Genomic DNA, 12,096 nt, shown 5'->3' with positions numbered 1-12,096 from the left:
ATGACTCCCAATAGGTATTTTTTACCATAATCTGTTATAATAGTTTCATACTTTATTTGAGGAGGTTTATTTATGACAGATAAAAATAAAATTATAGAATTATTTAATAAAAATGTAAAGGGTAGAACTCCTAATGTTTCTACGAAAAATAAAAGACACGATGGAAAATATGGACATTGGTTAGAAGAACAATTTGGTATTGTAGCAAATGGAGATAACGCTCCTGATTTATACGGTTATGAACTTAAAAATCAAACAACTTCAAAAACTACATTTGGAGATTGGTCTGCTGATTATTATATTTACAAAGATAGTAAATTTACTAATATATTTGAAGGACGCACAATGGTAGAAAAAAGAGATGTATTTCTAAGTATTTTTGGTCAAAATGTTAATGGGAGATATTCTTGGTCTGGCTCTCCTTGTCCTAAAATCCACGGATTCAATGACTTTGGTCAAATATTATTAATCCATAATAATGATATTGTTGCATATTATGATTATAATCAAGATAAAAGACCTAACAAAGCAAGTATAATCCCTGAAGAGTTTCAAGAGAAAGGCATTTGCCTTGCTATATGGAATGGTGATTCTCTAAAGAAAAAACTAGAAAAGAAGTTTAATCAAAACGGTTGGTTTACTTGTAAGACTGACTCTAATGGAGTTTATTCTGAAATCTGCTTTGGAGCTCCTATGACTTACGAAAATTGGCTTGAATTAATTCGTCAAGGAATTGTTATATTTGATAGTGGAATGCATCAAAAAAACCCAAGACCTTATTCTATGTGGAGAGCTAGCAATAGTTATTGGGATAGTCTAATAATTGAGAGATATTAATAAGTAAAAATACTACCTATATTCGATAGGTAGTATTTTTATTTATATAACTATTTAAATCCGCGCTCCGTTACTTGTGGTACGGTTCTCCATTATTTATCCTATATGCTCTATAAATCTGCTCTAACAATATCAACCTCATCATCTGATGAGGAAAAGTCATCCTAGAAAAAGATAACCTATAATCAGCTCTTCCTAGGACTTCATCAGAAAGCCCTAGAGAACCTCCAATTATAAAACAGAGACTACTATTACCTCTAACTGCTAAATCACTCATAGTCTTAGCAAGCTCCTCAGAAGACAAATTCTTTCCATCAATGGCTAAAGCTATAACATAACTATTGTGCTTTATCTTCCCTAAAATTTTCTTACCTTCTTTATCTTTTATAATTTCCATTTCCTTAGCACTCAAATTCTCTGGAGCTTTCTCATCGTCCAACTCTATAATTTCCAACTTACAGTACTTAGAAAGTCTTTTTTTAAACTCATCAATACCTAATTTTAAATATTTCTCTTTAATTTTACCTACCACAACTATACTTATATTCATATGTTTCTCCTAAACTTAATTTTGCTACACATTTATATCCTAATATAATCTATAAACTCTTATAAAATTATCTCACTCTTTCTTGATTTGCATACTCTATAAACTCTTCAAAAGTTACAGCTTTGCTATAATAATATCCTTGATATATCTCACATCCTAATCCATATAGCTTATCTCTTTGACTCAAATTTTCAACATATTCAACAACTATGTCAAACTCCAAATTTTTTGAAAGATTTACAATAGACATTATAATTTCACTACTTCTTTTATTTGTAAGTATCTCTTTAACTAACGAACCATCCAATTTAACTATATCAAAATTATTATTTTGAAGATATATGAGTGAGCTATGACCCATACCAAAATCATCCATAATTAGCTTTATTCCCAAGTTATGTATCGCATTGATACGTTCTATAATTATTTGCGAACCTGATAATGCAACCTGTTCTGTAATTTCTATACCTAACATATTAGGATTTATATCATTCCTATTAATGATATTTTTTATTTGCTCTGGTAATTTAGGGTCATCAAGTTGGTCTGGAGATATATTTACAGAGAATTTAACAGGATTTCTCAATAACTTCTCACTCTTCTTTAAGTCAATACATGCTTTATCAATAATATACTCTCCAAGCTCATCTAAGAACCCTTCTTCTTTAGCCAAAATTATAACTAATGGTGGATAAATGAATCCTCCTATTGAATGTTTCCATCTAAGTAATCCTTCTGCTCCTACAACACTTCCATTATAATTGACTTGAGGTTGATAAAAAAGTTCTATCTCTCCTCTTTTCATAGCAAACTTTAAATCTGAAGCTAACATTTTTGAAATTGACCCTATTTTACCACTGTAATTTAAAAGATTTGGCTGTTCACCTGTTAACTCATACCTTTTTACTAAATTTGTTAAGTTTTCTATATTATTTTTAAACATATATGTATATCTATTTTGCGACATCTTTATAAATGGTATATAAATCATAACCCCGATACATAGATTAAACAATTGTAACATACTACCTCTTATAGAGCCTGTAGCCATATAACCACTTAAAAATATAGGCGATGTCCATTCTACAGGAGAAACTGTACATGGAACAAACCCTATAGACATAGCTATATAACTTGTAATAGTCAAGATTATAGGCGTAATTACAAAAGGTACAAACATAATATGGTTAAAAACAATTGGTATCCCGAAAACCAACATCTCATTTATATTAAAAAGAGCTGGTATGGAAGCAATTTTGGCTAGCTTTCTTACATTTATACGTTTTTCACTAAGAAAAATCGCAATTACTAGACATAGCAAAGAACCGCATCCACCCAACAACACCATTGTATCAAAAAAAGTCTTAGTAAAGATTTCTGTTGGCAATTGATTATTATTAACTAAATTGATATTAATTGCCATACTATTTTCAAATAAACTTTTTGCAACTGTATCTAGAACATTACTCCCATGAATTCCAAAAAACCACATAAAATGCATCAAGAAAATAAATAATAAGGCACTCATGAGATTTCTTCCCATTTTGCTAAACACATTTGAAAATAAATCGTAAAATATATCTTGAAAGTTTGAACTACCAATTAAACTTATCATTATTACTCTAAAAATAGAAAATAAAAATACTACAATTATAAATGGAACTATAGCTGAGACTACCATATTAAAGTCTGCATCTGCTCCCTCTGTATGAAACTTTACACTTGTGACAAAAGATTCTGTAAGTTTTACAAACAATACAGATGATGTCATAGCGACAATAATAGCTGTAAATAGCCACTTTGTATTAAATACTTCTATATAATTAAGTTCATTGCCACTTGAAAACACTAAAAAAGAGCACATTGCAACTATAGGAACAAGTACTGTATACTTGCTCCCATATATTTTCCCATAACTATAACTTATTGTTAATAATATTATTAATGAAATTATTCCTAAAGTAGAGCTATTTATAAAGTTAAGAATCTTTGTGATTTCTCCATTAAATAAATTTGATAAACATTCTTGATACGCCCTTATTGGAAGATTTAAAATGACAAGAGCAGTTGAGCCAGTCATAATAGCAGGTATGGCTAAAATCATTCCTTGCTTTATAGAATATAAAATTTTATTATCTTCAACATTTTCGAAATTTCTTTTTAGCAAAGTTATTCACCTCTACTTCATTTCATAAACATTAGAAACATCATTTCGTGATAGTACATCTAGCTTCACATCTTGTCCAACTACTATATCATTTGATGCTAATACTCCTTTTGAAGTCTCATATGCCAATTCTGGAAAATTATTTTCTTTACTTAAGTGAGCTAATAATATAGATTCTGTACCTTCATTAATCAGCTCAACACAGAAATTAGCAGCATCTTCATTAGATAAATGTCCAGTGTCTGACATTACTCTTTTCTTTAAAGCATATGTATATGAACCCATCATAAGCATATTAGGGTCATAATTTGATTCTAATACTACTAACTTAGATTTATATAGATGTTTTTTTATATTTTGAGTTATACATCCTATATCAGTAGCTATAGATATCTTTTCATCACTCTCTGTATAGAAATTATATCCAACTGGGTCAGATGCATCATGTTCTATTGAAAAAGGTCTCACTATAATATCTCCTAATGAATAAGTTTTATCATTTTCAAAAACTTTCATATTTTTATCTTTGACATCTCCTAACTTATCCTTCATAGAACACCATGTCTTTATATTAGCAAATATTGGTATATCAAACTTTCTTGATAATATACCTGCCCCTTTTATGTGGTCAACATGTTCATGTGTTATAAATATTCCTTTTAATTTATCTGCATCTACATCAATGTCTTTAAGACCTGTAGTTATTCTCTTTCCACTTAACCCTGCATCTACTAGTATATTAGTATTTTTATACCCTATATAATGGCAGTTTCCACTACTGCCACTTCCAACTGAACAATACTTTAGCATTCCTTCACCTCTTTTTCTGCCTTATAAATTATATTATACCAAAAAAACAGGAGTTGTCTCGAAATTGATTTTTTCCAATCAAATTTTAAGTTCAACTCCTGTTTTATATTTTCATGTTTTATTTTTGATACTTCATATTAACGAATAGGCAACATCATTTTAGTCAATAGTTCATTTGTTGGGCGATTTGGTGTATTTAAGTATTGATAATAAATTTCTCCAAGCATTTCATAGGGGCTATTTTGTACCCATGCAAACAATTCTTCTAATGTAGGGTCTTGCAAAAGATAATCACCTTGGTCAATTGCAGTAACTATCTTTTGTGCAGGTATTTCTATACCCTGAATATCATCTACGCCTTCCATCTTAGTTGCAGTAGGAAAGCCTATTTCAATATTTAAGTTTTCTAAGTCCATATTGTGAAAGCAGACAATAGGTGCTCCTGCTACAAAAGTATTTTTACTTTTTATATAGTCCTTAATTTTGGCATATCCCTCAGCAGAAAACTCTTGAAATTCAACCTTGAAGTTAATTGTTTTCTTTATTACTAAAGCATAATATGCACTCTGTTCGACCACAGTAATATCTGTTATTCTTGACATTTCATTTCCTCCAATAAGTTTATTTTATATTTATAGTTAACATGATATCATCTAGCATATATTGTGGCTTGTCCTACAATGCTCTTTTCAAGCCCCAAAGTAATATCTATTAAATTGCATAAGCATATTTGAATACTATATACAATGTTCTCAATATGCAAACCATAAAGCAAATTACTTTAAAAAGATATTATAAATTGCTAGGAATATTAACTCTATATTCCATAAGACATTATATATAAATAGTTTATTGTATAGCTATCTTTAATACATTATAATTTTCCTAACATTCCAGTGCAGAGGATAGTTTACAATTAAAATCAAAGGAGGTAATTATGTATAGAATAAGTCAGTTTTCTAAAATATCTGGTTTGACTGTAAAAGCTCTACGTTATTACGATAAAGAAGATATTTTAGAACCATCATTTAGAAATGAAGAAAATCAGTATAGATACTATGATGATGAAAAAAATTTAGGAATAGTACAAGTCATATAAACTCTGCTAAATAAAAAACTATTGTTGTAGCTATAAGGTAAATATGCACCCAAATAAAGTATAATGATATAATATTTATTTTGAAATAACAATTAGACATGATACTTTTCTTTTTTTAAGAACAAATATCCTGTAGACTAGAGGTTCTTAAGACCTCCATTTCTATTTTTCTGTTCTTTACATAAAAAAGGAAATGCTCCAAATTCTTATTTTGAAACATTCCCTATACAAAATTTACTTGTATTCACTTATAATCTTATTTATATCTACCCCTTTATTGCTCCATATCTCCACAAAAGCCCTTCCATTAGCATTTTTATGTTTATATTTATTATAGTATTCATTTAAAGTCTCAAAGAATACTTTATCACCAACTTCTTTTCTCACTTCATTAAACGCTATTGCACCTTTTGTATAAACATTCAAGCTATATTCAGTAGAATTTTTATACTCATTTGCTGGTTTAAATATATTCTCACTCAAATAACTCTTTGTCTGTATCTCCATAGTTTTTAGAAGTTTATTTGCCATCTCTTTACCATATTTTTGCTCAAAATACACTATTGTAGAATATTCAGTAAGTGCTTCATCTAACCAAGGTTCACTTATTTCATCATTTCCAACAGCAGAATACCACCATTGATGTGCTGTCTCATGGGCAATAACATATTCAAGTAGAAATTCATTTTTCTCATTATATAAGCTTTGGTCTATCATAACGAGCATAGGATATTCCATCCCACCTATAAAAAAGTCACTCGCTACGACAGAGTATTCTTTATATGGATATTTCCCAAATAATTCACTAAATATATCAATTGAATCTTTTGCCACTTCAGTTGCTTTTTTAGAAAGTTTTTTATTTAAATTGTATGTATTAATTGCTATTCCTTTTGAATCTACCTTAGTCACATCAAATTTACTACTTAATATAAATGCGAAATCCCTAACACTTTCAGCTTCTATTTCATATAGCATCTTTTTATTGTCATGCTTGTCATTAATAAGTTTTCCTGTGTGAGCAATCTTATACTTATTTGGAATTAATAGTTTCACATGAAAATCGCTAGTCTCACTATAGAATGGGTCACCAATTGTTTCATAACTCTTTAGATTCCAACCTCTTTCATCATTAACACAAGCTATAGGAAACCAGTTAGTAACGTTTATAGTATTTTCCCCATATCCAAATCTTCCAACTGAATTTGGTATTTTTACATTATATTTTATATCTAATGATATTCTTTCATTCGGTTTTAATTCTTTCCCTAATTCTATTTCTAATATATCATTTTTATCTCCTTTAATTTTATACTCCATTTTACTATTCCTATTTAATATATTCTTTATATCTATGTAGCCTTCATTAAACCCATTAGGATAAGCTTTTGTCATTTCCTCTTTTTCAAAAGGAGCAAACTCTTTTTTTGAAAAAGCATTTGGATATATATGAAAATATATTTTATCCATGTTTGATTTTGTATTATTTATGTACTCAACATTCTGATTACACATTAGCCTCTTCGTTTCATCATCAAATATAACATCCATATTATATTGATTTATCTTTGAATTAGTTTTTTCTTTATACGCTTCTAAACTGTCATCCTTTTCTATAAAGCAACCTATTATTAATACCATAAATAAAATTGCTACTGATAATGTTCTTCTTACTTTTTGGTTGAATTTTATAACCAAAATATCTCCTCCCTTTCAAAATGAATCTTTCTAGAAAATATTTACATGCTAATCTTGCGACCTTTTATTTGTTTACAGACAAATATAATATAAAAAATGATATAATTTAATCTGAGGTGATAAAATGTTTTTCAAAGAAAGCAATGAAATAGATTTAGGTGAAATCACTATTCCCAATATCTTTATAGATATATTTATGCCAATGGCGGACGGGTTATACGTAAAAGTTTATCTTTTAGGCTATAGACAAGCATGTGATATTACTTCTAATCCTAAGTTCGACAATAATTCAATAGCCAAAAACCTAAATATACCTTTGTCTGATGTGTTATCTGCTTGGAAATTTTGGGAGGAAAAGAAGATTATAAAAATACATGACAATGGAGAATATGATAATTTTAATTATTCAATAGAATTTTTAGATTTAAAAAATTTCTATATTGAGAATATATTAGGTAATAATTCATCTGTAAAATCTAATACAAACCAAGTTGTATCTACTTCTGAAAATCCAAGTATTAGAAAAATGTTCAATTCCATAAATAAAATAGTTGGCCGCTATCTCGACCCAAGTGAAAAGATAAGTATCATGGATATAATGAATAAGTACAATATGAGTCCTGATATGATACTTTGTGCTTATGAATATGTAAAAGATAAAACTGGTACATCAAAACCAGTTAAATACATTGAGGGTATTATCAGGAATTGGTATGATTCAAATTTATATACACCAAAAGATGTTGAAGATAGCTTTTTAGTTAGAAGTGAAAGATATATTTTATACAAAACCATTTTCAATGAATTAGGATTTTCAAGACAACCATCAAAGTCAGAAAAAGAACTTATGGACACTTGGTTTGATAAATTTGGTATGGATATGGACTTAATAATAAATGCTTGCTCTAAATCTAAAAATATTTCAAACCCAAGTATATCTTATATAAATGGTATAATTAAAAATTGGAATGAAAAAAATATAAAAAATTTAAATGATTTAAAGCAAAAAGAGGAAGAACGTATAGTTAAGGAGAATATTAATAAGAAGCAGATTAATACTACTCAAAACAACAATACTTACAAGAAAACTAAGTTTCATAATTTCAACGAGACATTCACTCAGTATACCTCTGATGAACTCGATGAGATTATTAAAAAAAGTCAAAAAGAAAAGTTTAAGTAGGTGATTAAATGAATGAAGATAAAATAAGAAAAATACTTGCTAAATATGATAAGAGAAGAGATAATAGCGAACTCTTATTAGAACATAGAAAAAATGAGGTATATAATAGAATTCCTGAAATAAAATCTATAGATGATGAGATTTCTAAAATAGGCCTTAGTCTAGCTAAAATAGTACTTTTAAATCCTAAGTCTAAAGATGAGATTGTAAATAAATCTAAAAATACTATAGAATCTTTAAAAGTAAAGAAGGAGGAACTTTTAGCTGAGAATAATATCCCTCTTGATTACTTAGAAATAAAGTTTCAATGTACTTCTTGTAAAGATAAAGGTTTTTTACCTAATGGGGAAAAATGCTCTTGCCTTAAACAAGAAATTGTAAATGAAGCTTATAAAATGTCTAATTTAGACAGGATTTTAAGTCAGGAAAATTTTTCGAATTTTAACTTGAATATATTTTCTCCTAAGAAAGGCTCTGATGGAGAAATATCTCCTAGGGAAAATATGCTAAATAATTTAAGTGTCTGCGAAAATTTTGTTCATGATTTCAAGGAAGATAATGATGAAAATCTACTGTTTTATGGTTCTACTGGACTGGGAAAAACATATATGTGCAATTGTATTGCAAAGGAATTATTGGACAAAGGAAATGTTGTAATTTATCAAACTTCTTTTAGAATATTAGATATTCTCGAAGACTATAAATTTAGAAGAGACACAAATAATCCGATAAGTGAAGATAATTATAAAAACTTGTTTGATTGTGATTTATTAATAATAGATGACCTTGGTACTGAACTTAATAACTCTTTTACTAGTGGAGAAATCTTCAACATTGTAAACACAAGACTTGTTACTGGTAAAAAAATTATTATATCAACCAACTTAACACCATCCCAAATAGGAAATACTTATACTCAAAGAACTCTTTCTAGAATTTTAGACAAATTTAGGATTTTAGAATTTACTGGTGATGATTTGAGATGGGAAAGATTTAAATAAAGTAGCCCTTAAAAAACATTTTTTTATTTTTAAATAGAGAGGTAAGACAAACTTGCTTCTCTGTTTAAAACTTATACTAAAGAAACTAATCTCTCTACTATAAGTACATTTCTAAAGTATCTTTAATACATCTAATTCTTTATATTACTTATAATTTATCAATATTGTAAACTTAGCAGATTATATAATACTATCCTAAAAATACTCTAAATTTTAATCTTATAAATTATATCATTACAAATAACTTAATACTTTATTGTAATTAAATTTAATTTTTCAATCAAAAAAAGATACTTAAAAGTATCCTGTAACGTAGAAAATTATATTAATTTGAACTTATGTACTTTGTGGAGCTGGTGATAGGAATCGAACCTACAACCTGCTGATTACAAGTCAGCTGCTCTACCGTTGAGCCACACCAGCATATAATCTAGTATTTATCTCTAATTCAAAAATGGTGGGACTAACAGGGCTCGAACCTGTGACCCCCTGCTTGTAAGGCAGGTGCTCTCCCAGCTGAGCTATAGTCCCATACTGGTGACTCGTAGGGGAATTGAACCCCTGTTACCGCCGTGAAAGGGCGGTGTCTTAACCTCTTGACCAACGAGCCATTTTGGTGATCTATCCGCGACTCGAACGCGGGACACCCTGATTAAAAGTCAGGTGCTCTACCGACTGAGCTAATAGACCACATTTTTTTCGACTTTTTTCGTCGTTTCTTTCACTCACAAGTTATATTATAACTGCTGTACAATTTTTAGTCAATAGTTTTTTTATTTTTTTTAGCATATAATTAGAATCCTCTTGAACTACTTATTTTCAACAAGCATTTTGAATAAAATATATAATTAGAATACAGAAATTCAACTTTAATTACACATAGAACATACATAAATAATTTTAACTGAATAAAGACTTAATACAAATCTAACACAAAAGAGTATCTCTAATAACTATAATCATTATCTTGAGATACTCTTTCCTTATTATTCACAATTTAAATTGTTTAATAAAATATTAAGCAAATATATTTTTTCTTATTATTGTTTGAGCTCTATTAGGCCCAACAGAAACCATGTCTACACTTACTCCGACCAACTCTTCTATTTTAGCTATATATTTCTTTGCATTTTCTGGAAGATTATCAAAATTATCTACTTGAGTTATATCTTCATTCCATCCATCTAATTCTTCATATATAGGTTCACATTTTGCTAAGTCGTCTAATGATGCAGGGAAATCTGTTATTATTTTATCACCCATCTTATAAGATGTACAAACTTTTATCTTATCAAATCCAGTTAAAACATCTAGTAACATAAATGAGATACTAGTTAAACCATTAACCCTAGCTGCATACTTAACTATAACTGCATCAAACCATCCACATCTTCTTGGTCTACCAGTAGTTACTCCAAATTCATGACCTTGCTCTCTTATTTTGTCACCAGTTTCATTTATTTGTTCTGTAACAAATGGACCTTCTCCAACTCTTGTAGTATATGCTTTTACTATCCCAACAACATCTTTTATCATGTTTGGTCCTATACCTGCACCAATTGCAAATCCACCAGATGTTGGGTGAGAAGATGTAACAAATGGATATGTTCCTAAATCTAAATCTAATAAAGTACCTTGTGCTCCTTCAAATAATACTTTTTTACCTGCTCTCACTGCATCATATACAATAACTGATGTATCTGCAACGTATTTTCTTATTTGTTCTGCATATCCGATATATTCATTATATATTGTTTCAAAATCAAATAATTCTTCTTTTCCATATATATTCTTAACTATTTCATTTTTAGCATCTATCTGAGCTTTTAATTTTATAGCAAATTTGTCCTTGTCCATTAAATCACAGATTCTTATTCCAGATCTCTCTGTCTTATCCATATAGCAAGGTCCAATACCTTTTTTTGTTGTGCCTATCTTTAAATCGCCTCTGGCTTCTTCTGACAATGCATCTAGTTCTTTATGATATGGGAATATAACATGGGCTCTATCGCTTATTTTTATATTTTCTGTATTTATATTATCCGCTTTAAACATTTCCAATTCTTCTAAAAATCCTTTAGGGTCAAATACTATACCATTTCCTATTATATTCACTGTTTTTGGATTTAATACTCCAGATGGAATTAAATGTAGTGCATACTTCTTACCTTCTACAACTAATGTATGTCCTGCATTATTTCCACCTTGTCCTCTTACTACTACATCTGCTTGAGTAGCAAGATAATCTATAACTTTACCTTTACCTTCATCTCCCCATTGAGAACCAACAATTGCAACTGTTTTCATGTAATTCACCTCTATATTTTATATACTCTCGAACGCTTTACTTATTTATTCTATCAAACATTCGTATTTTTTTCAACTTTTTTAGCGTTCTCCAATATTTAACATATATTTTTCTATTTTTGAAAATTCATCTTTCTCTATGATTTCTTTTTCATAGTTTATAACTTTTTCCATAAATTTATCCACATCTAGAAGTTTTTCTAACTTACATATGTTAGTTATATTTCCAAAGTTTGTGTTAGTCATATTTATATAATATTGACTATCCACAATACTAGCATAGACAACAATTGATTCCTTTAGGTTATTATCAATTACTCTAAATAAGTTTATTTCATCAAGTACTTTAATTATATTGGGATATATACACGTTAAGCTTATTTTCTCCATATTATTCCTCCTAATAATTAATATTTATACACAGATAAAGCAAGCTAAAAGCTT

General features: G+C 28.7%; 11 protein-coding genes and 4 tRNA genes. 4 read left to right on the top strand and 11 right to left on the bottom strand.

The genetic code is table 11. The features are described 5' to 3' along the window. The first annotated feature begins 72 nt into the window (after positions 1-72). Positions 73-837 carry an LlaMI family restriction endonuclease gene (locus Q3304_RS17515; RefSeq protein WP_407814381.1) on the top strand — a complete coding sequence of 255 codons (765 nt, stop codon included), beginning with the start codon at positions 73-75 and terminating at the stop codon, positions 835-837. Between the two features lie 70 nt (positions 838-907). Here Q3304_RS17515 and rlmH read toward each other — a convergent pair whose 3' ends face one another. The 4 genes from rlmH to Q3304_RS17495 form a co-directional block, all read right to left on the bottom strand. Next, positions 908-1,387, bottom strand: coding sequence for a 23S rRNA (pseudouridine(1915)-N(3))-methyltransferase RlmH (gene rlmH, locus Q3304_RS17510; RefSeq protein ID WP_054272067.1), 480 nt, complete (start codon positions 1,385-1,387; stop codon positions 908-910). Positions 1,388-1,454: 67 nt separating this feature from the next. Further along, complete coding sequence (locus Q3304_RS17505) at positions 1,455-3,554, bottom strand: EAL domain-containing protein (RefSeq protein ID WP_407814380.1); 2,100 nt, start codon at positions 3,552-3,554, stop codon at positions 1,455-1,457. 12 nt (positions 3,555-3,566) lie between these two features. Beyond that, positions 3,567-4,364 carry an MBL fold metallo-hydrolase gene (locus Q3304_RS17500; RefSeq protein ID WP_407814379.1) on the bottom strand — a complete coding sequence of 266 codons (798 nt, stop codon included), beginning with the start codon at positions 4,362-4,364 and terminating at the stop codon, positions 3,567-3,569. Between the two features lie 137 nt (positions 4,365-4,501). Further along, a complete protein-coding gene (locus Q3304_RS17495; RefSeq protein WP_407814378.1) occupies positions 4,502-4,966 on the bottom strand; it encodes a GyrI-like domain-containing protein in 465 nt (154 codons plus the stop codon). A 335-nt stretch (positions 4,967-5,301) separates the two neighbouring features. On the opposite strand from Q3304_RS17495, the gene Q3304_RS17490 reads away from it, so the two are divergent. Continuing rightward, entirely contained in the window at positions 5,302-5,463 is a 162-nt protein-coding gene (locus Q3304_RS17490; RefSeq protein WP_407814377.1) for a MerR family DNA-binding transcriptional regulator, read from the top strand. A gap of 234 nt (positions 5,464-5,697) precedes the next feature. On the opposite strand, the gene Q3304_RS17485 is transcribed toward Q3304_RS17490, so the two are convergent. After that, positions 5,698-7,161: a M1 family metallopeptidase gene (locus tag Q3304_RS17485; protein WP_054277830.1), complete on the bottom strand. Its 1,464-nt coding sequence runs from the start codon at positions 7,159-7,161 to the stop codon at positions 5,698-5,700. 124 nt (positions 7,162-7,285) lie between these two features. Here Q3304_RS17485 and Q3304_RS17480 point away from each other — a divergent pair, with 124 nt between their 5' ends. Both Q3304_RS17480 and Q3304_RS17475 read left to right on the top strand, forming a co-directional pair. Further along, positions 7,286-8,344 carry a DnaD domain protein gene (locus Q3304_RS17480; protein ID WP_407814376.1) on the top strand — a complete coding sequence of 353 codons (1,059 nt, stop codon included), beginning with the start codon at positions 7,286-7,288 and terminating at the stop codon, positions 8,342-8,344. An 8-nt stretch (positions 8,345-8,352) separates the two neighbouring features. Then, positions 8,353-9,345 (top strand): ATP-binding protein, encoded by a 993-nt coding sequence (locus Q3304_RS17475; protein WP_054277831.1) that lies wholly within the window; start codon positions 8,353-8,355, stop codon positions 9,343-9,345. Between the two features lie 348 nt (positions 9,346-9,693). Here Q3304_RS17475 and Q3304_RS17470 read toward each other — a convergent pair. The 6 genes from Q3304_RS17470 to Q3304_RS17445 all read right to left on the bottom strand — a co-directional run bounded on the left by Q3304_RS17470 (position 9,694) and on the right by Q3304_RS17445 (position 12,042). Next, positions 9,694-9,768, bottom strand: a tRNA-Thr gene (locus tag Q3304_RS17470). A gap of 32 nt (positions 9,769-9,800) precedes the next feature. Beyond that, positions 9,801-9,876, bottom strand: a tRNA-Val gene (locus Q3304_RS17465). Between the two features lie 4 nt (positions 9,877-9,880). Next, positions 9,881-9,955 (bottom strand) — tRNA-Glu (locus tag Q3304_RS17460). 4 nt (positions 9,956-9,959) lie between these two features. Further along, positions 9,960-10,035: transfer RNA gene (locus tag Q3304_RS17455), tRNA-Lys, on the bottom strand. Between the two features lie 327 nt (positions 10,036-10,362). After that, entirely contained in the window at positions 10,363-11,652 is a 1,290-nt protein-coding gene (locus tag Q3304_RS17450) for an adenylosuccinate synthase (protein WP_231301229.1), read from the bottom strand. Between the two features lie 81 nt (positions 11,653-11,733). Then, the gene (locus Q3304_RS17445; RefSeq protein WP_407814375.1) at positions 11,734-12,042 is read right to left on the bottom strand and encodes a hypothetical protein; all 309 of its coding nucleotides are present in this window, start codon (positions 12,040-12,042) and stop codon (positions 11,734-11,736) included. Between the last annotated feature and the right edge of the window lie 54 nt (positions 12,043-12,096).

It is taken from the genome of Clostridioides sp. GD02377 (assembly GCF_045899875.1).
GTDB classification, from domain to species: domain Bacteria; phylum Bacillota; class Clostridia; order Peptostreptococcales; family Peptostreptococcaceae; genus Clostridioides; species Clostridioides difficile_A.
This window is presented reverse-complemented; position numbering and strand designations above follow the sequence as displayed.